The organism is Pseudarthrobacter sp. J1763 (genome assembly GCF_050490295.1).
Lineage (GTDB): Bacteria > Actinomycetota > Actinomycetes > Actinomycetales > Micrococcaceae > JBNPEO01.
In genome coordinates, this window is the sequence record NZ_JBNPEN010000016.1 from 1 (window position 1) to 23,131 (window position 23,131).

The window sequence follows — 23,131 nt, forward strand, 5'->3', positions numbered from 1 at the left end:
GGCTCTCCGTGGTTCGTGGTGAAACGGGTTCCGTGTCTTGAAAGCTGAAGGGCTCGTAGCCCTGCTGTGATGGATGTTCTCTACGCATTCATCAAGAGTCAGGAGCTACGAGCCTTGATCGAGCCTACTTCCCCGCGCCCCGATGCTGCCACCGCCATTTTCAACCTGCCCGACTACCGCGTCACAGACACTGAGATCCTCACTTTCGGGCAGCGACGGGTCAGCGTTGAAGCCACTGCCGAGTCCGGCTGCCCATCCTGTGGTGTGATCAGCACCCGCGTGCATTCCCGCCGCCCACAACGTCTGCGCGACATCCCTGTCGCCGGCCCAGTCGAAGTGATCTGGGCCAAGCGGAGATTCTTCTGCGATGAGTACCTTTGCCCGCGGCGGACATTCGCCGAGGAGACCGCCCAGGTCCCGCGCCGCGCTCGGTCCACCCGCCGGCTCCGCGATGCCCTCGTGGCCGCCGTCATTGGATCCGGAAGGGCCGCCGCGGAAGCGGCCTCCTCGTTCGGTGTCTCATGGTGGCTGGTCCAGCGGGCTCTGGATTCCGCGGCGCTGACCCTGCCTGATGTTGATGCCCTGGCACCCCGGATGCTCGGCATCGATGAACACCGCTACCGTTCCGTGCGGTTCTTCCGCGACCCTTCCACCAAGGCCTGGAAACGCTACGAACCCTGGATGACGACCATTGTTGATCTGGACACCGGCCAGGTGCTCGGGATCGTGGACGGCCGCGACAGTGAGGGCGTCGGAGAATGGCTGTTCGCCCGCCCGCTTCAGTGGCGTCTGGGCGTGCAGGTCGTCGCGATCGACCCTTCCGCCGCGTTCCGCAAGGCCCTGCGGATGTGGCTCCCTCGCACCGCGGTCTCGGTCGATGCGTTCCACCTCGTCAAGCTCGGCAACGACATGCTCACCGAGGTCCGGCAACGTCTCACCCAGCAGGTCCATGGCCGGCGGGGACGTTCCATCGACCCGGTCTGGGCCAACCGGCGCCTGCTCCTGCGCGCCGGGGAATCACTCTCTGACCGGGCCCGGAACAGGCTCAGCACCGTGTTCGCAACCGACGACGCCACCGGAAAATTGCAGGCCGCATGGCTGGTCAAAGAGCAGCTCCGGACGCTGCTCGCCACCGGATCCCTTGCCGACGCGGCCGCCGCGAAAGAGCGCCTGCAGGCCCTGGTCGAACGCGCCGCTCAGCCGGAAACGAACCGGCTCTGGCGCACGGTCTGCCGGTGGTGGCAAGAGATTGAAGTCCTCATTGTCACCGGCGCGACAACGGCGAAAGTGGAAGCTAACAACACCGCGATCAAGCACATAAAAAGGACAGGCCGCGGATTCACCAACGCACGCAACTACAAAACGCGTATTCTGTTGCGCAGTGCCGCCAGAACAGCGGCATGAACATTCACCACGGCAGAACATTCACCACGAACCGTGAAGAGCCTGTAAAAGATGCTAGCGTTACAACGTCAGTTGAGCCCTTTCATAGGAGGCATATTATGGGTTTTCTAGGATGGATCATTCTTGGTCTTATTGTTGGCGCGATTGTTAAGGCAATCATGCCCGGCAAAGTCGGTGGCGGCTGGATTACCAGCTTGGTCCTCGGCGTTGTTGGCGCCATTGTTGGTGGCTGGTTGTCCAGCCTCGTATTCGGAGCAAGCTCTATTCAAGGCTTCTTCCACTTGGGAACCTGGATTTTCGCCATTATTGGTGGTCTAGTAGTTGCCGGTGTATACGGCGCCGTCACTGGTCGCAATAAGGCCTAAGTAGCTGAATGACGAAAGCCCCCGGCGCCTCGGCGCTGGGGGCTTTCTGATTTAACGTTGGATTCTTGCACTCCCATAGGGGCAAGCCAGGCTAACGACGCTGTGCCCTGGCACTTGCATACACGCAAACGGTAGCTGCCGTCCCAAGATTCAAACTCTCCGCTGACCCATACACGGGAACAGCAACACGATGGTCCGCCAGAGCAAGCTCGTCCTCTGACAAACCCTGAGCCTCGTTACCAAACAGCCAGGCAGTGGGCTTCTCGAGTTGATATCCGCTACTCTCAACGCCACCTAGCCTGCGTGCAGCACTGGCATCCTGCAGCTCATCGAGGTTTACGTCGCCATAACCGTCGGCAGCTAACACACCAATCCCCCGCTCCTTGCACGCTGCGGCGAGCTCGTGAGCATCTGTCCCGAGTACCACTGGCAAGTGAAACAGCGAACCTGCCGTGGAGCGTACGGCTTTAGGGTTGTAAATATCTACGCTCGAAGCGGTCAAGATAACAGCATCCGCTCCGGCAGCGTCAGCGGCTCGTAGGACCGTCCCTGCGTTACCGGGGTCCCGCACTTGGCAAAGCACGGCAATCAGCCGGGGCCCAGCGTCGAGCACAGAGTCTAAGGTGACGTCCACAAAACGGCATACGGCCACAATTCCCTGAGGAGAGACCGTGTCCGCCATAGCCGCAAGGACCTCGTTGGTGGCGATCCGTAACGGCACGCCGGCCGCTGCCTGGGCAAGTTCGGGGTGCTTCTCGAGGCAGGCCTCGCTTGCGAATAGTTCGACGACGACACCCGCGGCACCCGCGTCACGACGCCGACGGTCAAGGTCTAGGGCTTCACGAACGGCCTGAGGGCCCTCGACGAGGAACTGTTCGCGCTTTAAACGAACCGGACGCCCACCAAGCTTTGCCACATCCCGTACCCGATCAGCTCGGGGGTTGGTCATGGGCAATACTTGGGGGCGTCCGCTTTGGTTCATATAAGAACTTTAGTGGCTTTCGCGACTAGTTCTTGATCTGCTGGCGAGCTTCGCCACCGGCAGGCTCGAAGCCTGCAGCCTTAGCTGCTTCAACGGTGGAGAACCAGTACTCAGCAACAGTTACGTCGTACCAGGTGGAACCGGGAACGTGGTACTTATTGGACTCAGCGTTGCCCTTGATGGAGTGACCCTCAGGAGCTTCCTGGCCGTCAACAGCAACAATGGCGCCGTCGATTTCCTTCTTGGGGGAAGCCTCAGCCTTAGCCGGAGCGGCCTTCTCAGCCTTCGGTGCCTTTGCAGCCTTGGGGGCAGCCTTCGGTGCAACCTCAGCCTTGACGGCCGGTGCGGAAGTGTCAGCCGGGAGAGCATCCTTGGCAATCTTAACCAACGCGGTGAAAGCACCAGCGTCGCTCACTGCGAGCTCGGCAAGCATACGGCGATCAACCTCGATCTCAGCAGCCTTGAGACCCTGGATCAGACGGTTGTAGGTCAAGCCGTTGGCGCGGGATGCAGCGTTGATGCGCTGGATCCAGAGGCGACGGAAGTCACCCTTACGCTTGCGACGGTCGCCGTAGCTGTATACGAACGAGTGGAGCAACTGCTCCTTCGCCTTGCGGTACAAGCGTGAACGCTGTCCGCGGTAACCTTTTGCGCGTTCGAGGATAACCCGGCGCTTCTTGTGGGCGTTGACCGCCCGCTTCACACGTGCCACGTGCGTACTCCTTCAGAATTCTTATCCCAAGCGATGTCCGCCAAGTTATTCAGCGGGCCTGAGAAGGCTTTGAGAAAACAGCTGATGCAGTAGGTGCTATCAGCCAATATTCGGGGGAAAGTTAGACGCCGAGCATCTTCCGGATGACCTTTGCATCGCCCTTGGCAACAATCTTGTCGCCAGCCAGACGGCGGGTCAGGCGGGAGGACTTGTGCTCCAGGTAGTGGCGGCGGTTAGCCTGCTGGCGCTTGAGCTTGCCGGTACCGGTCAGCTTAAAGCGCTTCTTAGCACCGCTGTGGGTCTTCATCTTCGGCATGGGAACCGATCTCCTTACATTGCCGCAGACAAGCTGCGGATCACTATGCGGTTTCCTTTTCGGGAAACCGTCTGGTTGCTTACTTCAGGGAGGCGGTGGCCGTCCCGTCCGTTGGAACTAGTTGGTCTTTTTAGGCGCCGGCTTCGGTGCGGCAGGCTTTGCAGCTCCCGACGGCTTGGGTGTAGCGGTGGGCTTTGCAGCCGTAGGCTTCACGGATGCTGCAGGCTTTGCAGCTGCGGCAGGTTTGGGGGCCGCCGCGGGCTTTGCGCTTGCAGCGGGTTTCGCCGCTGCCGCTGGCTTTGCAGCGGAGGCAGGCTTGCTAGCAGCAGGCTTCTTGGCAGGAACAGCCTTAGCGGCAACCGGTTTTTCGACTGGCTTCTCAGCAGCAGTTACTGCAACTGTTTCCACCTTGGCTTCTTCAACCGGCGCAGCGTCCTCAGCTTTGGTCTCTTCAACCTTGGCTTCTTCGACATTCGCCTGAGGTGCTTCTGCAGCATCGTTCTGCGCCTGCTTGGCTGCATCCTCGCCGAGGTGCAGGCCTTCAGGAAGCAGGTCCGCGAGGCTCTGAGTCATCGGAGCAGAGTTATCTGCATCCACGTCTACACGTCCTTCACCCTTGGCAGCATTCTGCGCCTTAGCCTCGGCACGCTGTGCAGCGCGACGAGCCTCAGCTTTTGCCTCGGCCTTGTTCTTCAGAGGACCGATGACCATCACCATGTTGCGGCCATCAATGCGCGGGGTGGACTCAACCACGCCAACTTCAGAGACGTCCTCAGCGAAGCGCTGCAACAGGCGAATACCCATCTCGGGGCGCTGCTGCTCACGACCGCGGAACTGGATCATGGCCTTGACCTTGTCACCGGCACCGAGGAAGCGCAGTGCGTGTCCACGCTTGGTTTCGTAGTCATGGGTGTCGATCTTGAGGCGGAAGCGGATTTCCTTCAGAACAGTGTTGGTCTGGTTCTTCCGGGCTTCACGTGCCTTGACTGCGGCTTCGTACTTGTACTTGCCGAAGTCCATCAGCTTGCACACCGGAGGCTTCGCCTGAGGTGCAACTTCAACGAGATCAAGGTCCGACTCGGCTGCCAAACGCAGGGCATCCTCAATGCGGACGATCCCTACTTGCTCACCTGCCGGCCCTACAAGCCGCACCTCTGGGACGCGGATCCGCTCATTGATTCTTGGCTCGCTAATGTTGTAGCTCCTGTATTCGTTGAAACTTTTACCCTCACAACGAAAGAAGGCCTCTCATTGCGGGTGCAATCAGAGGCCTCGAGGCTGGCGGGGGGCTCTAAAGAGACCACACCGGAATTCAAGAGCGAACTCTTGCCTTCCGTCCGACCAGATACCCGGCGACCTTTATTTTCATTTCTAGTGACTATTCACCAAAAGACGTCGGTCGACGCGGGTGGGAGAGAACTCCGCTTGCAAACTGAATGTCTAGTTTATCTGCGCTTGGTACAAGACGATGTAACGAATACAACGTGTCTTGATCCATGCGCAGGTAACGACCATCAGTTGGTCTGTGACAAGCTTAGCATTATGAGCTCTACAGACAGTAATCCGGAAGACACCACTACCTCCGCGCCCAGTGCAGCCTCACAGGCCCGAGACATTGCCGAAGTCCCTGCCATCGAAGTTATTTCGACGGCGGCAGTTCACTTGATGAGTGCAGCTGCCGTGAAGCTTGGCCTGGCCGCAGAGGAAAACGCCGAGGAACTCGTTGACCTCGATGAGGCACGCAAGCTGATCACAGCCCTCGCCGGTTTTGTAACAGCTGCTGCCCCCGAGATCGGATCACAACATGCTGGTCCCTTGCGCGATGGCCTTCGGTCCCTGCAATTGGCGTTCCGTGAGGCCTCGTCGATCCCGGATGCACCGGGTAAGGGTCCGGGCGAGAAGTTCACTGGCCCGGTTAACTAGGCGGCCCCAGCAGAATGGCTCCCAACGCTACCGTTGGGAGCCATTCTCGTCTCAAACCCGTCCGGGCAACCCTGAATCACCCGCCGTCCCCCTAGCTGACCAACACTCGGGCGACCTGAGTGACCCTAGTGACTCAGGCGCCGGCGTCGTCGTCGTAGTGTTTGGAGTGCGATTCCGCACAGTGCTAGGACGGCACCCACGAAGCCCACAGCTACAAAGCCAACCCACGGCCCCTGCAGGTCAATAAAAACCCCGGTGATCGGTGAGCCAAAGGCCACACCCGCGGTGAGCGCGGACCCGTACCAGCCCATCGCTTCTCCCCTACGTGACTCGGTAACAAGCTCGGCGACTTTCTCTGATGCGGCCGAAAGCACCGGTGCGCACAAAAAGCCCGGCAGGATGGACAACAAAGCTAAGCTCCAAGAATCCTGGGCGAACCCCATCGGAATCGTCAGCGCCGCCATACCAAACAACAGCAGCAGCGGAGAAACGGGCCTATCCATCGCACCATAAACCAAACCACCCACCACCGAAGCAGCGCACCAAAAAAACATCACGAGACCAATGTCAGAGGCGGTGTTATGTACTTGCAAAAGAGCCACGATGCCCACGTCAGTACCTGAAAGCACCATTCCAGCTCCGGCTGCCGCTAGGAAGACTGCGGCAACGGCAGCTGTGAACCAGGAGAAGCTCTGCATGAGGCGGCCACCCGTCAGCCGAGCCCGTTTTTGCGCTCCAGCCTTGGACGCCGGCAAGTGGATCAACTCCCCCGCAGCCTCTTGGACATGCGCCGGTGCTGTTGCAACCAACACCTCGCACGCCGCTTCACTGTCTTCAGCCTCACTGATTTCCACCTCAGATTGGCTCAGGTCCCGCTCCGAAGTACGGGTCGGTGGATTGAACCAAATCAGAAACAGTCCGGCCAGCGAGGTGGCAAGCCCAACGATGGTCAGTCCCAGCGCTGTGGAGAATTGTGTGGCCACCACAGCCCCGGCGGCTGGGCCGATCATAAACACCATTTCGGTGGCGATCGAGTCCAAGGCGAATGCCGTGCGCCGCTGCTCACCGCTTGCTAGGACTCCCAGCGATTGGCGCACCACACTAAAAACAGGAAGCGACAACAAGCCACCAACGAACACCAGCACCAAAACCCACTCGTATGGAACATGGGGTACTACCGTCCAAATAATCGCCTCTGAAATGACCGATGGCACCAACGCGCGCCTCAGCCCCACGGTGTCCACCCGGCGTCCTCGCCACGGCGCACCAACGGCAATACCAATTGTCAGCACTGCTGCAGCAGCACCCGCGGCCGCGAATCCTCGATGCTGGGTGAGAACGATGTGAAGGGTCAACAAAAGACCCGCTGCCGAGTGCGGAATTCTGGCGATCATGCCCACAAGGAAGAGACGACGAATGGGTTTTACGGCCAAAATCTTCTGATACAGGGCAAAGTTCACAAGCCCATTGTTCCTGCCATGGAACAACAAGGGAAACTGCAAGCCGCCCCGGGCTAAGGATCCCTAGTTTTGGGCGCGGCGCAACTTCAATTCAAGGGAGTCAACCCGTTCGGCAAAAACCTCATTGGAGGCCAGATTCTGTTGAACCCCGGCCACCAGCGACTGTACCGCAGCGGCATCCAGTCCATCTTCCAGCGCGAGTTCTAAGCAGAGTTCTGGACCTGCTCCGCCACCGGGCAACACAGCGCCAGACGCGTCCTTGGTATATACGCCGTGGCCGGCGGAAAGACCTACGCCCCTGATCTGAGGAAACCCGCCGGCCACCTCACGCACCGATGCTTCAACCTCAGCGTCCAAGTACGACGGCGTCCATTCCCTTTGTTGGGCAAGTGACCACAGGGCCGGGCGTCTCACCACAAAGGTGAATGCCTGCCCTGGGTCAATGACCAAGAGTTGAGCGTCCTCCGACACAGCAGACAATGCTGCCCTGGCTGCATAGGCAGCCACAGGCCGCGCTGTTGGATGCCATGCAGAAAGCGCCTCACTTGAAGTAAAAACTGGCATTGCCGTTCTACCGTCCGGCGCCTTGAGCGTCACCATTGCCATGTCTGCTTGCTTGTCAGCGTGCAGACCGTTGCTTTGTTCCGCTTCTTCGGCCAATTGAGCCACAATCGGTATAAACACCCGGGCTGTTGCGAGCGACGCCACCACCTCGGCCTCGGATCCTCGACCACCCTGAAGTCGGTCCACAGCGGCGAGATAGTCAGCATCGGCCGTGCCGTCGTCGTTCTCAAAGTTGTGAATCTTGGCATCTTCGCCAGCCAAACTCCGGCCGGCCCATGGCTGACCGGCCGAGTCAGTTAGTCCCCCGGCGCCGGCCAGTGCTGCTGCGATGTGGCCCGGTAGCTCCCGGTGATTACCGTGTTTGTGCTCCGACTCCACGACTAGCGGCGACCGGCAACGTCAAGTGCCTCAGGCAGCGTAAACGCATCTGAGTAGAGTGCCTTGCCTACGATGGCACCCTCAACACCGGCCGGAACGAGCTCCCGGAGCACCCGCAGATCGTCCAAGCTGGAGATGCCACCTGAAGCCACCACCGGCTTGGCTGTTTTTGCAACCATTTGGCGCAATAACTCAACGTTGGGGCCTTGAAGTGTGCCGTCTTTGGTGACGTCCGTGACCACGTAACGTGCACAGCCTGCGGCTTCTAGTCGTTCGAGAACCTCCCAGATGTCCCCACCCTCTTGCGTCCAACCGCGGCCAGCCAAGGTGGTACCGCGAACGTCAAGGCCGACGGCGATCCTGTCGCCATAGCGGTCGATGACCCGCGCTGTCCATTCAGGGTTCTCCAACGCTGCTGTACCCAAGTTAACCCGTGCCACGCCCAGGTTTATGGCACGCTCAAGGCTCGCGTCATCCCGGAGACCGCCGGAAAGCTCAACCTTGATGTCCAGCTTTCCCACCAGCTCTTGGAGCAGCACTGTGTTGTCTCCACGGCCAAAGGCGGCGTCCAGATCAACCAGGTGCACCCATTCAGCTCCAGCATTTTGCCAGTTCAGCGCGGCGTCCAAGGGCGTCCCGTAGCTCGTCTCGCTGCCGGCTTCGCCTTGCACCAAGCGAACCGCGTGGCCGTCAACAACGTCCACTGCGGGCAATAATTCAAGAACGGGCATGGGTGCGCTGGTCATTAACGAAACCTCAGTTTCCAGGAAGAGTGAGTAAGAACGCGGCTAGCAACGCCATGGCTGCGAGCACAAAAAAGGAGACCGAAAGCCATTTGGGCTTCCGCTGTTGCATAAAGGAAATTCCACCGCCGGCCAATATGCCGCCGACGCCCATCAGAACTACAGACCACATCAGGCAACCTTCCTGAGGGAATCGACCCAGTTCTTCAGGAGCCGCGCACCAGCGTCGCCAGACTTTTCCGGGTGGAACTGGGTAGCACATAGAGGTCCGTTTTCCACCGCAGCAATAAAGGGCGCACCGTGCTCAGACCAAGTCACTAGGGGCGGTGCCATCAACGGCTGGACCACGTCAAAGTCCCACTTTTGCACTCCATACGAGTGCACAAAGTAGAAGCGCTCGGATTCCACGCCGTTGAACAAAACCGACCCCTCGGGAACGTCAACGGTATTCCATCCCATGTGCGGAACTACGGGTGCTGGAAGCAATTCAACGGTTCCGGGCCATTCGCCCATTCCAGTGGAGGCGACACCGTGTTCTACACCGGCTTCAAAAAGAACCTGCAGGCCAACACAAATTGCCAGCACTGCCCGTCCACCAGCAACGCGGCGGCCGATCATCCGAACTGCATCAACAGCGTTGAGTTCCTTCATCACTGTCTCAAAGGCACCAACTCCGGGCACCACCAGACCATCGGCGTTCAAAACGTCTTCTGGTTTGGAGCTCAGAATCACATGAGCGCCAGCTCTTTCAAGAGCACGCACAGCCGACCGGACGTTACCAGAGCCGTAATCCAGCACCGTGACAGTGGGTAAGCCTGCTTCTGAGACGGGTTTACGCCTCAGCGCAGCGTCCTCCACAGCACCGTCGTTGAGGACGTGTTCGCTCATAGGAGGCCCTTAGTGGATGGGATGCCCTCGACCCGGGGATCCGATTCAACGGCTGAGCGCAGGGCGCGGGCGAATGCCTTGAACTGTGCTTCAACAATATGGTGGGGGTCCCGGCCAGCGAGCAGGTTCATGTGCAGGCAAATTCCTGAGTGAAGCGTAATGGCTTCAAAAACGTGGCGCGTGAGCGAGCCAGTAAAGTGGCCCCCGATCAGGTGATACTCCTGGCCAGCAGGTTCACCTGAGTGGACCAAGTACGGGCGGCCAGAAACGTCAACAACAGCGTGTGCCAAGGCTTCATCCAGCGGAACTGTGGCATCACCGAAACGTCGAATTCCAGCCTTGTTCCCCAGTGCAATACGCAGAGCTTCACCGAAACTGATCGCTACATCTTCAACGGTGTGGTGCGCGTCAATGTGAGTGTCGCCGGTGGCCTTAACGGTGAGGTCAATCAATGAGTGCTTACCCAAAGCCGTGAGCATGTGGTCGTAGAACGGCACTGTGGTACTGATGTCCGTTTTACCTGTTCCGTCGAGGTTGATCGAAACGAACACGGATGATTCGCTCGTGCTGCGTTCAATCGTGGCCGTTCGTGCATCAGCCGTGGCCGAAACAGATTCACTCATGTGGATGCGTCCTTTGATACAGAAATTGTTGCGCGAGGCAGTTCTCATCACCTTGCACCGCGGAGCGATGCCCAGTTTGGGATACCCCTAGTCTATTAGTTGCTGCTCGGTGTCGAATTCAGCAGTTCTTCTAGCTTCACCAAAAAGGCAGTTGTCTCGGCCTCGGTTCCGGCTGTGACACGCAAGTGACCTGCGATCCCAACGTCGCGAACCAACACGCCAGCATCCAGTAGCCCTTGCCACACGGTATGTGAGTCCTCAAGTCCACCGAAGAATACGTAATTTGAATCCGACGCGGCAGGTGTTAGCCCCATACGGGTGAGCTCGGAGACAATCCGATCACGTTGTACCTTGATGTCCTCAACATCGGCCATCAAAGCCGTCCGGTGACGCAGTGCTGCCAAAGCCGTTGCCTGCGTAATGGCGGACAAGTGGTACGGCAATCGAACAAGCCGCAAAGCGTCGGTGACCTCGGGAGCAGCAGCCATATAACCAATCCGCGCGCCGGCCAGAGCAAAGGCTTTACTCATGGTGCGCGAGACAATCAGCCGTTCACGGCCGGGCAACAGCGTCAGGGCACTGGGGGTGCCCTGGTGGGCGAACTCGTGATATGCCTCGTCCACAATAACGATGGTCTGACTAGCCTCGCCGGCCTCGTAAACCGCTTCCACAACGTCCAGACCAAGGCCCGTTCCTGTGGGGTTATTTGGCGAGCACAGGAACACAATGTTCGGTGCCAGTTCGGCTACTTGTTGTGCGGCTGATTCAGCTGACAACGCGTAGTCCGCTTCTCGTGTGCCAGCGATGTAGCTTGTGTCAGTGCCACTCGCAAGGAGCGGATACATGGAATATGTGGGAGGGAATCCCAATGCGGACCGTCCTGGGCCACCGAAGGCTTGAAGAATTTGCTGGAGCACTTCGTTTGAACCATTGGCAGCCCAGATTTGATCGGCTACTAAATTATGGCCAAGATATTCAGCCAGCGCCGTGCGGAGCTCGGTGAACTCACGGTCAGGGTACCGATTCAGCGACACTGCAGCTTCAGATACCGCTTTGGTTATAGCCTCTTGGACGTCTACCGGGACACCATGAGTGTTCTCGTTAACGTTGAGAAGAACGGGGACATCTATTTGGGGTGCACCATAGGGGCTGATCCCGCGAAGATTGTCTCGCAGCGGCAGTTTTCCAAGTCGTTCCAGTTGCTCACTCACCTCAGCAGTTTAAGTCCGCAGACCCGCTGCCAAGAAACTGTGACGAGCCTAGAGTCGGTCAGCGTGCGCTAGGCACAAAGATTTGCTGACCGGCACTGAGCTCAGCCGAGCGCAAGTTATTGATCTGCAGGATTTCAGTCACTACATCGCGCGGGTCCCGCTCCGGAGAAACTTTGGCGGCAATGGACCACAAAGACTGGCCGGGTTGCACAGTCACCTGAACAGCCGAAGTGGGCTGCAAGGATCCCGCCCCTTCAGAGGCCTTGGCGGGCTGCAAGAGCATTCCGGCGAACATCAAGACCACAACTGCCAACAGCATCAGTGGGGCGCCGATGAAAATGGCGCGGCCCCGCCGAGTGAGGGTGAGCTTTGTACCACCGGCCGGGGCGGCAACTTTGCGCTGAGAGGAGGTACCGCCCAGGGAGACAGGTGCTGCGATTACTGCTGACATGTCCTGCGCCTTTCCTTGCTACTGACTGTCTTGATGTGTGCTCGGTGCGAGCCCACGGCAAGCTCCGTATTCGAACACGATGTTCGAATAGACCGCCTGACAAGCTCTTTACTCGAAGACATCTTCGAATGTTCTGATTCATTTTTAGCACTTATCTACGAATTTTGTCGAGACTCGCTAGAACAAATGTTTGATTACTATGTTCGACTCGCTTACCTTTGAGAAGCGGGCCAGTGCAAAATCAGTACAACAGCAGGGTCTGACATTTTTGGTTTTGCCCCTTTGGTCCTCTGCTGAGAACCGAAGTCAAAGGGCCACACGAAGCAGCGAGGGAAGACGGCACATGGCACCGAAAGCGTCTGAAGGTCCAGCGTCACGTGGCGCTGCGAAGGCTCTAACCGCGCGTCAAGAGCGCATCTTGGAGTGCATTCAGCGTTCGGTCTCGTCTAAGGGCTACCCGCCGTCCATGAGGGAAATCGGTGACATAGTAGGGCTGGCCTCGCTCTCGAGCGTGACCCACCAGTTGAGCCAGTTAGAACGCCAGGGCTATCTCCGCCGTGATCCGAAACGCCCCCGCGCCATGGAAGTTCTGATTCCTCTTGCCCTCAACGAAGACGCTGTAGGTCCGAAATCAGAGGAGTTGACTGCTCCAACAGTTTTGCGCCAGAACCGATCTCGACCGCATGATCGTCCAGGCTCAAATGGTCAGGCCGGCACCAGTAGCCACTCCCCGCACCCGGCGGCTACGAGCCATTCGGCAAGCGTTACAGAGCTCTCCTCCTCCGTGGAAGCGGCCATGGTGCCCATGGTTGGCCGGATTGCCGCTGGCGGTCCCATCTTGGCTGAGCAATCAGTTGAAGACGTTATGCCTCTGCCTCGGCAGTTGGTGGGCCACGGTGAGCTCTTTATGCTCAAAGTAGCTGGTGATTCCATGATTGACGCCGCCATTTGTGACGGTGACTGGGTGGTGGTCCGCCGTCAAAGCGATGCCCACAATGGAGACATCGTGGCGGCACTCTTGGATGATGAGGCCACCGTCAAGACCTTCCGTCAGCGTGACGGGCACACGTGGTTGCTACCTCAGAACACGCAATACGAGCCCATTCTCGGCGACCACGCCACCATCATGGGCAAGGTAGTTTCGGTACTGCGCTCTCTCTAGATTCCTAGCAAACTCCATCAGCCAGGACGCGGCCTGGCCCAAATCCCACTGCTAAGTTGTCTGCGCCGTTGCTTCGGATGTTCCTACAGCTAGGCGTTTGAGCGAAGCTAGCACTGTCGTTTGATCCACGGTGGACCAAAAGGGCGGCAGTGCTGCCCGAAGGAAAGCCCCATACCGCTCCGTAGCAAGCCTTGAATCAAGAACTGCTACAACTCCCCTGTCCCCGGTTGAACGAATCAAGCGTCCAGCGCCTTGGGCTAAGCGGACTGCTGCATGCGTGGCTGAAACGCTCATAAACCCGTTCCCGCCCGCCTGGGCCACGGCACGAGAACGCGCTGTCATCAGTGGATCGTCAGGACGCGGGAAAGGGATCCGGTCAATCACCACAAGCCGGCATGAATCACCGGGAACATCCACGCCTTGCCACAATGACATGGTTCCGAACAAACAAGTGTCCCGTTCATCGGCAAACTGCTTCACAAGAGCTGTCATGGTTGATTCACCCTGACACAAAATGCTGTGGGGAATCCGCGGCCGAAGCGCCTCAGCTGCATCCTCGGCAGCACGACGCGAAGAAAACAGACAGAGAGCGCCACCACCTGATGCTTTGATGAGTTCTTCGAGCTCATCCAAAGCCTCAGCGGAGGTTCCACGGCCGGGCTTAGGTAAGTGCTTTGCCACGTACAGCATGCCTTGGCGTGGGTAATCGAAAGGTGATCCAACATCGATCCCAGTCCAGGACGGTGCCCCGTCGCCCAACAAGCCGAGTCCTCCTGCCGCGGGTTCAAATGCTGATCCGATGGCCAAGGTCGCGGAGGTCAGAATCACTGTGTGGTCGGCGAACAATCCCTCACGTAGCCGGCCAGCCACACTGAGCGGGGCAACGTTAATGAGGGCAGGCATCGAATCATCCGGCTGGCTGTAACCCTGCACCGGGTCAAATGAACTGTTTCGGGAGATCCACACCACTTCACGGTTCTCTTTGGCAGCTAGAAGCCGCTCGGATAGCTCCAGTACGGCCATCAGTCGAGAACGGGCAATTTGCCGGCCGCCATCGGCCGACTGAGAACCATCACCCTTCGAGTCTGACAGCGCCGCACGGCTGGCTTCACGTAGCGCCTCAACTGCCGCGAGCTGATCATCGTTTAGTCCAGATGGCAAGAGTCCGCTGGGGACTCCCGCAAGGGCCATCTCAAGAGCTTCAGTGGCTGCGTGTAGCGCGTCAACGGTGATACCGGTATGTCTGCGCGCGCTCGTAGCTGCAGCGTGGGACATGGCCGCTGAGAGCTGCCCGGAAACAGCACCCGTCACTCGGTCCTGAAGCTCATGAGCCTCATCAACCACCACAACATCGTGTTCCGGGAGAACTGCCAGACCTTCAAAGGCGTTGATGGCCAGCATTGCGTGATTGGTGACCACTACATCTGATTCGGCAGCGCGATGGCGCGCCAATTCGCTGAAGCACTCATCTGCCATGGGACATTTTTGCGCGCCCAAACACTCCATAGAAGTCACGGAAACCTGACGCCATGCGCGGTCCGTCACACCCGGGACCAGTTCGTCCCGGTCCCCCGTCTCAGTCTGGTGCGCCCACTCACGTAACCGAACCACTTCTTTACCAAGGGCCGACGCCGGGCCCCCACTAGCGGCGGGCAGATGCGGGACGGAGGTGTCCTCACCGAGCGAAAACAGTGCGCCTTCACTGGGCTCGTCACTGGGGAACCCGCCGTCGAGCTTGTGCTGGCAGACATAGTTGGCGCGGCCCTTGACCAAGGCGACTTTTACGGGCCGTGACAACTTATCCGTGATCGATTCAAGCAAGCGAGGCAAGTCTCGGCCTACGATCTGTGCTTGCAGGGCGAGGGTTGCGGTGGAAACCAGAGCCGGCTTTTCGCTCTCCAAGGAGTGCAAAATGAGCGGCACGAGGTACGCCAAAGACTTACCGGTGCCGGTGCCAGCCTGGACCAAAAGGTGGTCCCCCGATTCAATGGCACGTACCACTTGACGTGCCATCTCGTGCTGCCCCGGACGGCTCTGTCCGCCCATCGCTTCCACAGCTTTATCGAGGACAGCGATGGCTTCCTGCTCGCCTGTGCTCGCTTCCATCAGCTCCCCCGAAGAATCAGTCATCGATAACGAACTCAGCCAGCTCCGCTGCAAGACCTTCGCGAACTCTCACGCTCACTCGAGTGCCATCCTCAACGTGATCAATGCGCAGAATTTCAGCATCAGATTCATGCAACTTGTTGAGCATCGCCCCACGACTGTACGGAATCAGTAGTTCTAGGCTGACACTGGGGCGCGGAATAGCTGCCGAAATCATGGCTAGCAGCTCGTCGATTCCTTCACCTGTCCGGGCGGAGACAACAACATTCCGCGGCTCGCGCTGGCGTAGGCGCTCAACAACAAACGGGTCAGCCGCATCGGCCTTGTTGAGCACAATAATCTCTGGAACCTTGCGTGCATCAACCTCACTGAACACAGTGCGAACTGCCGCAATCTGGCCTTCCGGGTCCGGGTGCGAGACATCAACAACGTGCAGTATCAGGTCTGCGTCAGCGACTTCCTCAAGCGTTGAACGGAACGCTTCAACTAGCTGAGTGGGCAGGGCGCGAACGAAACCAACAGTGTCTGCGAGGGTGTAAGTGAGGCCATCCGGCGTACGTGCCTTACGAACCGTAGGGTCCAAGGTGGCGAACAAGGCGTTCTCCACCAATACCCCGGCCTCAGTGAGCCGGTTCAGCAATGAGGACTTACCGGCGTTGGTGTAGCCGGCAATGGCTACCGAGGGGATTTCGTTGCGCTTGCGGTTGGCTCGCTTAGCTTCACGAGCTGGTTTCATTCCCGCAATTTGGCGGCGCAATTTGGCCATCCGGTTGCGGATCTTCCGACGGTCCAACTCAATTTTGGTTTCACCAGGACCACGTGAGCCCATACCTGCGCCGGCGCCACCCACCTGGCCACCAGCCTGGCGGGACATAGAGTCACCCCAGCCGCGCAGGCGCGGCAGCAAGTACTCGAGCTGCGCTAGTTCAACTTGCGCCTTACCCTCGCGGCTCTTGGCGTGCTGAGCAAAAATGTCCAAAATGAGGGCAGTTCTGTCAATAACTTTGACTTTAACGATGTCCTCGAGGGCGCGTCGCTGCGAAGGAGCAAGTTCGGAGTCAACCACTACGGTGTCCGCACCGGTGGCTGCCACAATGTCTTTTAGCTCCACGGCTTTACCCGAACCCAAAAAGGTGCCGGGGTCCGGTTTGCTGCGGCGTTGAACAATACCGTCTAGAACTTCAGAGCCAGCCGTTTCTGCAAGGGCGGCTAGCTCACGCAAAGAATTCTCAGCATCGGCGAGTGTGCCTTCGGTCCACAAGCCAGCCAAGACCACACGCTCAAGACGCAATTGGCGGTATTCAACTTCTGTGACATCTTCTAGCTCGGTAGAGAGACCGGCTACGCGACGCAGGGCCCGCCGCTCTGCCAGGTCTTGCTGTTCACCGTCAAAATCAGAGTGCTCACGGCTGGAGGCGGAAAGCGCCTGAGCCTTGGTGCCGAACACTGAACGGGCATCATCTTCAACGGTGATGGCCTGTTTAGGTCCAGTGGACAGGATCCGGTCGATGACGGCCTGAATCTCATCAGGTCCGAGATCTTGAGGGGCCGAATTCATGCCGGAATCGTGCTGCTTGGTCATATTCTCCTTAGAGGGGTGTGCATTCCATCGTAGTCTTCTCTACCGACACTTGATCAGCATTAGGGCAAGTCTTCGCTCCGCGTGAACGCTCCCAAGGTGCACTAAGGACTGCCAAGGCGATACTGTGGGCGCATTATGGAGTCCGCACATTACTTCAGCGCCGAACCGGCTGGTCCCTTTATTCGCAAGCCATTGACTGTCACTTTGCTCGGTGAAGAGCGTCATCTACAGACGTCTTCTGGGATTTTCAGCCCCGATGCGATCGACAAAGGTACAGCCGTTTTCTTGGCTGACGTACCACCGCCCTCGAGCACCGGGAACCTGCTGGACATTGGTTGTGGCTGGGGCCCCATCACCTTGAGTTTGGCATTGCACTCCCCCGAGGCCCAGGTCTACGCAGTGGACGTTAATAACCGTTGCGTCACGCTAACCCAAGAAAATGCTGCATCGTTGGGCCTGAGTAACGTCCAGGCGAGCCTTCCAGATGAGGTTGATCCAGAGCTTCGCTTTGACACCATCTGGTCCAATCCCCCGATCCGGATTGGGAAAGAGGAGCTGCACTCGCTTTTGCGTTTGTGGCTGCCAAGACTGGCACCGGAAGGCAATGCATGGCTCGTGGTGCAGAAAAATTTGGGTGCTGACTCCTTGCAACGCTGGCTAGCCGATGATCTTGGTGAGGAGTTCAGCGTTAGCCGCGCGTCGACGTCGAAATCTTTCCGCGTTTTACGCGTTACGCGATTGTCCCGCTAGCCACAATCACGGCCGGGCCGCTGAGCTCTACGTGTTCGCTATCCCCTGGCACAGCAAAGAACTTCACAGCTACAACGCCGCCGGGAACTTTAACGCTCCAATGATCCGGGGCGCCGTCACCGGCCCAGTAACGAATTGCCGTTGCCGCTGCGCAGGCACCGGTACCGCATGACTGTGTTTCGCCCACACCGCGTTCGAAAACACGCATTGAAATGTGGCCTACACCATCGTGAACTAGCGGCTCGGCGGGAACCACGAATTCCACGTTGGTTCCGGCAACAGGGACAGGATCTACGCCTGGTGCGGTGAAAAGTTCAAGAGCTTCGAGTTCTTTGTTCTCAGCAAGTGCCACTACCGTGTGTGGATTGCCCATACTGACGGAAAGGGCTGGCCGGGCCACGTCCAAACCGTGTGCGGTGACCATGGCATCCATGCCCTTGGCATCAGCTTCATCGGGTGCGATAAAGCTCCAAGCACCCATGTCAACGGCGTAACCTGTGGCGGTGCGAACAACCTCGCGCACCCCGGCCCGGGTACCAATGGTGAGCGATTGCCCCACCGCCAGTTCCACTAAGCCCTGGACGGTCAAAAAGTGCACAAATACCCGGACGCCGTTGCCACACATTTCGGAGATGGAGCCATCACCGTTGCGGTAGTCCATAAACCATTGGGCGGCAGGATTAGACGCTAGGAGCTGCTGACCTTCAGTGATCAAGGCGCTGGGTACGGCCCGGATGAGTCCGTCCGCTCCGATCCCGATGTGGCGATCGCATAGTGCTGCTACAGCGCTGGCTGAGATCTCCGTAGTTCCTTCAGGATCTGAGACCAGAACAAAGTCATTGCCGGTGCCATGTCCTTTGGAAAAAGCAAGGCCGCGCAATGCTTCTAGCTCAGTACTTGAGGTCATGGGAGTCGGCTCTAAAGTCATGCCCTTAAGACTACAGCTAGGGCCTTGTCCAGAAGGTTCTGATCTCGCCAGTCGAGCCAAGTAATACGAGGATCAGCGCGGAACCAGGTTGATTGACGGCGAGCAAATTGGCGTGTTGCCACAATGGTCTGCTCGATAGCCTCACTCACACTCAGTTGACCGTCGATCACTTGCAAAAACTGTGAATACCCCAAAGCGCGGGATGACGTTTTTCCTTCGCGCAGACCAAGCGCATCTAGGCGCTGAACTTCTTCGAGGAGCCCTGCATCCACCATCGCGTGGACCCTGGCACCAAGGCGTTCGCGGAGCAGCTCGCGCTCGGTGTTGAGCCCAATCTGTATCGCCGCTTGGAAATAGTTGCGTTCGGGCATGTAGGAGCTGAACGGCCGGCCGCTGATTTCAAAAACCTCTAGTGCGCGGATGATGCGCCGAGCATCGCCCACGCGTTCAGCCGAGACCGCATCCACCTTACGTAAGCGATCCAGCAGTGCTGCTTGCCCTTCGGATTCCAGTTCCGCTTCAAGTCTTTTGCGGACCTCAGGATCATGACCAGGAAACTCAAGATGATCCAAAGCAGCACGGATGTAGAGGCCGGATCCACCCACCAAGATGGCACGCTTACCGCGGGAATGGATGTCCTCAATAATCGCGCGTGCGGAGCTTTGATAGTCCGCCACACTCGCCTCGGAGCGAATGTCCAAGATGTCCAGCAAGTGGTGTGGGACCCCTCGGCGTTCTTTTATGGTGATTTTGGCTGTGCCGATGTCCATACCTCGGTAGAACTGCATGGCGTCAGCATTAATCACCTCGCCGTCGAGTTCCAGCGCCAAGGACACCCCAAGATCGGACTTGCCAGAGCCGGTAGGTCCGACGACGGCAATCACCTCTGGTGCGGCTGTACTCACTTGCGGGGTGCTGGCAGCGACGGCATTCCCAAAGAAACGCCCTTGCGCGTTGCGTTTGACGGAGTACCGGGGGCAACCGGGACACCACATGAATCTGCTTGCGAACGGCCCCAAGCGTCGCCTGCACGGGAACGCCGCAGAGTGTATTCGGAGGCGTTGGCCGGATCTGCAACCAGGTGGAAGGCAGCGGCGTCCGTGATGGTCACTGTCACCAGATCGCCCGGACGGGGCTGTTCAGCGCCTTCCGGTACAGAGAAGTGAACAAGCCGCTGATCTTTGGAACGGCCAGTCAAGCGGTGGGTTTGCTCAGACTTACGGCCCGCGTGAGCCGTCACCATAACTTCTACGCGCTTGCCAACTTGTTTTGCGTTCTCTTCTGCAGCAATACGGTCTTGCAGGGCCGTAAGGCGCTCGAAGCGCTCCTGAACCACTGCCTTGGGCAGCTGGTTTTCGAGCTCCGCGGCAGGTGTTCCAGGACGTTTGGAGTACTGGAAGGTGAAGGCTGTGGCGAACCGGGATTTTTCCACAACGTCCAAAGTTGCTTGGAAATCCTCTTCCGTTTCTCCGGGGAAACCCACAATGATGTCCGTGGAAATGGCAGCGTCAGGCATACGCTCGCGGACTTTGTCCAAGATGCCCAAGAATTTGGTGGAACGGTAGGACCGGCGCATGTCCTTGAGGATTTTGTCCGAGCCCGATTGCAACGGCATGTGCAGTTGCGGCATCACGTTGGGAGTTTCAGCCATGGCATCAATCACGTCGTCTGTGAAGGCAGCCGGGTGGGGACTAGTGAAGCGCACCCGCTCTAGACCCTCGATCTCGCCGCAGGCTCGCAAGAGCTTACTAAAAGCATCGCGCTCACCGAACTCGACGCCATAGGAGTTTACGTTTTGTCCCAGCAAAGTGACTTCGATGGCACCGTCATCAACGAGTGCCTGAATTTCTGCCAAGATTTCCCCGGGGCGACGGTCTTTCTCTTTGCCTCGCAGCGAAGGGACAATGCAGAACGTGCAGGTGTTGTTACAGCCAACCGAGATGGAAACCCACGCGGAGTAGACCGAGTCACGTTTAGTGGGCAAGGTGGAGGGGAAAACATCGAGGGATTCGAGGATCTCCAGTTGCGCTTCGTTGTTGTGGCGGGCCCGCTCCAAGAGCGTGGGCAGGGCGCCAACATTGTGCGTTCCAAATACTGCGTCTACCCAAGGGGCTTTGCGCAAGATGGTGTCGCGGTCTTTCTGGGCTAAGCACCCACCCACGGCAATCTGCATGCCTGGGTTAGCGGCCTTGACCGAGGCCAGCATTCCTAAGTTTCCGTAGAGCTTGTTGTCAGCGTTTTCGCGTACTGCACAGGTGTTAAAAACCACAACGTCAGCCACGTCATCGGTGGAGGCCACCATACCTGCGTCTTCGAGAAGGCCGGCCATACGCTCGGAATCGTGGACGTTCATTTGGCAGCCGAAAGTGCGCACTTGATAGGTGCGTTGGCGCTCTTGGCCAGCGGAGGCTGCTGCATCCGTCACGGCTTGAACAAACGTAGCTTCGGAAGATTCGGTCATGGTTTCAGGCTGGGTCAAACTCACCCATTAAGGGTACCGGCTTATCTGAGGCCTAAAGTTCGCTGCCTTGCCACTCTTGTAAGGCTTCATTCGTGAGCTGGAAGGCCATGCCGGGAGCGTAGCCTTTGCGGGCAAGCATGGAGGCAAGTCTACGAACCAATTTGTCCCGCTCCTCGCGCCCCTCCGGGGCCTTCGCTGAACGGAGCTTGCGGGTCAGCAGCTCCTTGGCTTGCTGTACTTCTTGCTCGTCACTGAGTTGCCCCAGTGCTTCTTCGGCGAGTTCGGGAGCAATACCTTTATCCGCAAGCTCGCGGCGAAGGGCGCCTTTGGCTAGAGAACGATGCTCAGAACGGCTTCGAACCCATAACTGCGCAAACTCAGCGTCATCAATAAGTTTTAGTTCTTCAAAGCGGTCAAGAACTTGCTCGGCAGCATGCTCTGGAACACCGCGCTGCGCAAGCTTCGTAGCCAGTTGACCGCGACTGCGAGGAGCCGCGGTCAACTGACGTAAAACGATGGCGCGCGCTACCGCAACGGGGCCCGCATCTTCATCCAGCTCTACTGGCTTTCGCCAGTCCTTAGAAGCCGTCAACGGCCTTCAGCTTAGGGTTGTCTTTGCCCTCGTCAGCAGCGACGGGCTTCACTCCAACACCCAGCTTTTCCTTGATCAAACGCTCAAGCTCATCTGCCAGCTCGGGGTTGTCACGCAAGAAGCGGCGAGAGTTTTCCATACCTTGGCCCAGCTGGTCACCGTCATAGGTGAACCATGAGCCGGACTTCTTGATCAAACCATGCTCAACACCCACATCAATGATGCCGCCCTCACGGGAAATACCGGAACCATAGATGATATCGAACTCGGCGACCTTAAAGGGCGGGGCCATCTTGTTCTTAACGATCTTGGCCTTGGTGCGGTTACCGACCGAATCGGCGCCTTCCTTCAAGGTCTGGATTCGACGAACGTCAATGCGAACCGAGGCGTAGAACTTCAGCGCCTTACCACCGGTGGTGGTTTCCGGGGAGCCAAAGAAAACGCCGATCTTTTCACGCAGCTGGTTGATAAAGATTGCAGTGGTTTTGGTCTGGCTCAAACGGCCGGTGATCTTACGCAGCGCTTGCGACATCAAGCGGGCCTGCAGACCAACGTGGCTGTCACCCATTTCGCCTTCGATTTCAGCGCGAGGAACAAGGGCCGCTACGGAGTCAATGACCACAATGTCCAAGGAACCTGAACCAATAAGCATGTCCATGATTTCAAGTGCTTGCTCGCCGGTGTCAGGCTGAGAGACCAAGAGTGCGTCAGTGTCCACACCAAGCTTGGCAGCGTATTCGGGATCTAGGGCATGCTCGGCATCAATAAATGCGGCGATTCCACCATTGCGCTGAGCGTTGGCCACAGCGTGAAGAGCCACAGTGGTTTTACCTGATGACTCCGGGCCGTAGATCTCTACAACACGACCGCGAGGCAGGCCACCTATACCCAGAGCCACATCCAAGGCGATGGAACCGGTAGGGATCACTTCAATGGGCGCACGAATCTCATCACCGAGCCGCATGATTGAGCCCTTGCCATACTGCTTATCAATCTGTGCAAGCGCTGCTTCAAGCGCTTTTTCACGATCTGGTGCTGCCGCCATGGTCCACCTCTAATGCTTTCTGCTCTGGACCAGCGCCGCAGCGGCGATCCTTGTATTTGCTGTCCTAACCGAAGCTATCCGCGGCCTAAGACAATTTGAACGGCCCAGACTCCCTATGTGGATAAACGTCGAAAATTTCTTGGAAAATCTCGCGGAGTCCGTGGTTCAACTTCTCTCAAGGAGCATATATCTATCCGAACAGATATTCGAACAATCCGCTGGGCGTGTCAAAGGTCAGGCCTAGATATCCTTTGGTTTTATGTCCCGGCCGAGCCGGCGGTAGGCGGGGACGTCTTGGACGTCACACACTGCCAACCAAACACTTTTGGGGCGCTCCCCCGCTGCGAGGGCTTCCATAGCGGTCTTCCCGGGGAAAGCAGCGAGAGTTATGGTCGATGCCACTACACGAGAGTAGCCTGCACCAAATTCGTCATCCATCAATCGCCAAAACTCACTCATTCGCACTGAGTCAGTCTCTCACGGCA

General features: G+C 58.2%; 25 protein-coding genes. 5 read left to right on the forward strand and 20 right to left on the reverse strand.

Annotated elements, in window-relative coordinates; all coding sequences use genetic code 11:
* Window positions 1–114: 114 nt before the first annotated feature.
* Both ACQQCD_RS12690 and ACQQCD_RS12695 read left to right on the forward strand, forming a co-directional pair.
* Window positions 115–1,404, forward strand: coding sequence for an ISL3 family transposase (locus ACQQCD_RS12690; protein WP_430268232.1), 1,290 nt, complete (start codon window positions 115–117; stop codon window positions 1,402–1,404).
* Between the two features lie 98 nt (window positions 1,405–1,502).
* A complete protein-coding gene (locus ACQQCD_RS12695; protein WP_430268710.1) occupies window positions 1,503–1,769 on the forward strand; it encodes a GlsB/YeaQ/YmgE family stress response membrane protein in 267 nt (88 codons plus the stop codon).
* Window positions 1,770–1,860: 91 nt separating this feature from the next.
* Here ACQQCD_RS12695 and ACQQCD_RS12700 read toward each other — a convergent pair whose 3' ends face one another.
* From ACQQCD_RS12700 to infC, 4 genes are all read right to left on the reverse strand, one after another.
* Entirely contained in the window at window positions 1,861–2,751 is an 891-nt protein-coding gene (locus tag ACQQCD_RS12700; RefSeq protein ID WP_430268711.1) for a TrmH family RNA methyltransferase, read from the reverse strand.
* Between the two features lie 25 nt (window positions 2,752–2,776).
* Window positions 2,777–3,463, reverse strand: coding sequence for a 50S ribosomal protein L20 (rplT, locus tag ACQQCD_RS12705; protein ID WP_430268712.1), 687 nt, complete (start codon window positions 3,461–3,463; stop codon window positions 2,777–2,779).
* A gap of 121 nt (window positions 3,464–3,584) precedes the next feature.
* Entirely contained in the window at window positions 3,585–3,779 is a 195-nt protein-coding gene (rpmI, locus tag ACQQCD_RS12710) for a 50S ribosomal protein L35 (RefSeq protein WP_430268713.1), read from the reverse strand.
* Window positions 3,780–3,896: 117 nt separating this feature from the next.
* Window positions 3,897–4,931: a translation initiation factor IF-3 gene (infC, locus tag ACQQCD_RS12715; protein ID WP_430268714.1), complete on the reverse strand. Its 1,035-nt coding sequence runs from the start codon at window positions 4,929–4,931 to the stop codon at window positions 3,897–3,899.
* Between the two features lie 390 nt (window positions 4,932–5,321).
* Between infC and ACQQCD_RS12720 the strand changes: the two genes are divergently transcribed.
* Window positions 5,322–5,702: a DUF1844 domain-containing protein gene (locus ACQQCD_RS12720; protein WP_430268715.1), complete on the forward strand. Its 381-nt coding sequence runs from the start codon at window positions 5,322–5,324 to the stop codon at window positions 5,700–5,702.
* A gap of 125 nt (window positions 5,703–5,827) precedes the next feature.
* On the opposite strand, the gene ACQQCD_RS12725 is transcribed toward ACQQCD_RS12720, so the two are convergent.
* The 8 genes from ACQQCD_RS12725 to ACQQCD_RS12760 form a co-directional block, all read right to left on the reverse strand.
* On the reverse strand, window positions 5,828–7,162 hold the full coding sequence (locus ACQQCD_RS12725; protein ID WP_430268716.1) for an MFS transporter: 1,335 nt from the start codon (window positions 7,160–7,162) through the stop codon (window positions 5,828–5,830).
* 63 nt (window positions 7,163–7,225) lie between these two features.
* Entirely contained in the window at window positions 7,226–8,104 is an 879-nt protein-coding gene (locus tag ACQQCD_RS12730) for an SseB family protein (protein ID WP_430268717.1), read from the reverse strand.
* Between the two features lie 2 nt (window positions 8,105–8,106).
* Window positions 8,107–8,850 carry a bifunctional 1-(5-phosphoribosyl)-5-((5-phosphoribosylamino)methylideneamino)imidazole-4-carboxamide isomerase/phosphoribosylanthranilate isomerase PriA gene (priA, locus tag ACQQCD_RS12735; RefSeq protein WP_430268718.1) on the reverse strand — a complete coding sequence of 248 codons (744 nt, stop codon included), beginning with the start codon at window positions 8,848–8,850 and terminating at the stop codon, window positions 8,107–8,109.
* A 10-nt stretch (window positions 8,851–8,860) separates the two neighbouring features.
* The gene (locus ACQQCD_RS12740) at window positions 8,861–9,019 is read right to left on the reverse strand and encodes a hypothetical protein (protein WP_430268719.1); all 159 of its coding nucleotides are present in this window, start codon (window positions 9,017–9,019) and stop codon (window positions 8,861–8,863) included.
* Window positions 9,019–9,735, reverse strand: coding sequence for an imidazole glycerol phosphate synthase subunit HisH (gene hisH / locus ACQQCD_RS12745; RefSeq protein ID WP_430268720.1), 717 nt, complete (start codon window positions 9,733–9,735; stop codon window positions 9,019–9,021). Before hisH ends, ACQQCD_RS12740 begins: the two co-directional genes overlap by 1 nt.
* Window positions 9,732–10,358 carry an imidazoleglycerol-phosphate dehydratase HisB gene (hisB, locus tag ACQQCD_RS12750; RefSeq protein ID WP_430268721.1) on the reverse strand — a complete coding sequence of 209 codons (627 nt, stop codon included), beginning with the start codon at window positions 10,356–10,358 and terminating at the stop codon, window positions 9,732–9,734. Before hisB ends, hisH begins: the two co-directional genes overlap by 4 nt.
* 95 nt (window positions 10,359–10,453) lie before the next feature.
* The gene (locus ACQQCD_RS12755) at window positions 10,454–11,569 is read right to left on the reverse strand and encodes a histidinol-phosphate transaminase (RefSeq protein WP_430268722.1); all 1,116 of its coding nucleotides are present in this window, start codon (window positions 11,567–11,569) and stop codon (window positions 10,454–10,456) included.
* A 58-nt stretch (window positions 11,570–11,627) separates the two neighbouring features.
* Window positions 11,628–12,020, reverse strand: a complete 393-nt coding sequence (locus ACQQCD_RS12760) for a LysM peptidoglycan-binding domain-containing protein (RefSeq protein WP_430268723.1) — start codon at window positions 12,018–12,020, stop codon at window positions 11,628–11,630.
* 343 nt (window positions 12,021–12,363) lie between these two features.
* Between ACQQCD_RS12760 and lexA the strand changes: the two genes are divergently transcribed.
* The gene (gene lexA / locus ACQQCD_RS12765) at window positions 12,364–13,182 is read left to right on the forward strand and encodes a transcriptional repressor LexA (protein ID WP_430268724.1); all 819 of its coding nucleotides are present in this window, start codon (window positions 12,364–12,366) and stop codon (window positions 13,180–13,182) included.
* 51 nt (window positions 13,183–13,233) lie between these two features.
* Here lexA and ACQQCD_RS12770 read toward each other — a convergent pair whose 3' ends face one another.
* The gene (locus ACQQCD_RS12770; protein ID WP_430268755.1) at window positions 13,234–15,288 is read right to left on the reverse strand and encodes an ATP-dependent DNA helicase; all 2,055 of its coding nucleotides are present in this window, start codon (window positions 15,286–15,288) and stop codon (window positions 13,234–13,236) included.
* 16 nt (window positions 15,289–15,304) lie between these two features.
* Window positions 15,305–16,870, reverse strand: a complete 1,566-nt coding sequence (gene hflX / locus ACQQCD_RS12775) for a GTPase HflX (RefSeq protein ID WP_430268725.1) — start codon at window positions 16,868–16,870, stop codon at window positions 15,305–15,307.
* A 135-nt stretch (window positions 16,871–17,005) separates the two neighbouring features.
* Here hflX and ACQQCD_RS12780 point away from each other — a divergent pair, with 135 nt between their 5' ends.
* Window positions 17,006–17,620, forward strand: a complete 615-nt coding sequence (locus ACQQCD_RS12780; protein ID WP_430268726.1) for a class I SAM-dependent methyltransferase — start codon at window positions 17,006–17,008, stop codon at window positions 17,618–17,620.
* On the opposite strand, the gene dapF is transcribed toward ACQQCD_RS12780, so the two are convergent.
* The 6 genes from dapF to ACQQCD_RS12810 form a co-directional block, all read right to left on the reverse strand.
* Window positions 17,601–18,548: a diaminopimelate epimerase gene (gene dapF, locus ACQQCD_RS12785; RefSeq protein ID WP_430268727.1), complete on the reverse strand. Its 948-nt coding sequence runs from the start codon at window positions 18,546–18,548 to the stop codon at window positions 17,601–17,603. The genes ACQQCD_RS12780 and dapF overlap by 20 nt on opposite strands.
* Window positions 18,545–19,453, reverse strand: a complete 909-nt coding sequence (gene miaA / locus ACQQCD_RS12790) for a tRNA (adenosine(37)-N6)-dimethylallyltransferase MiaA (RefSeq protein WP_430268728.1) — start codon at window positions 19,451–19,453, stop codon at window positions 18,545–18,547. Before miaA ends, dapF begins: the two co-directional genes overlap by 4 nt.
* Entirely contained in the window at window positions 19,450–21,009 is a 1,560-nt protein-coding gene (gene miaB / locus ACQQCD_RS12795) for a tRNA (N6-isopentenyl adenosine(37)-C2)-methylthiotransferase MiaB (protein WP_430268729.1), read from the reverse strand. The genes miaA and miaB overlap by 4 nt, the downstream gene beginning before the upstream one ends.
* Before the next feature lie 52 nt (window positions 21,010–21,061).
* Window positions 21,062–21,601, reverse strand: coding sequence for a regulatory protein RecX (locus ACQQCD_RS12800; protein ID WP_430268730.1), 540 nt, complete (start codon window positions 21,599–21,601; stop codon window positions 21,062–21,064).
* Window positions 21,588–22,646: a recombinase RecA gene (gene recA / locus ACQQCD_RS12805; protein ID WP_430268731.1), complete on the reverse strand. Its 1,059-nt coding sequence runs from the start codon at window positions 22,644–22,646 to the stop codon at window positions 21,588–21,590. Before recA ends, ACQQCD_RS12800 begins: the two co-directional genes overlap by 14 nt.
* Window positions 22,647–22,886: 240 nt before the next feature.
* Complete coding sequence (locus tag ACQQCD_RS12810; RefSeq protein WP_430268732.1) at window positions 22,887–23,111, reverse strand: DUF3046 domain-containing protein; 225 nt, start codon at window positions 23,109–23,111, stop codon at window positions 22,887–22,889.
* Window positions 23,112–23,131: the final 20 nt, after the last annotated feature.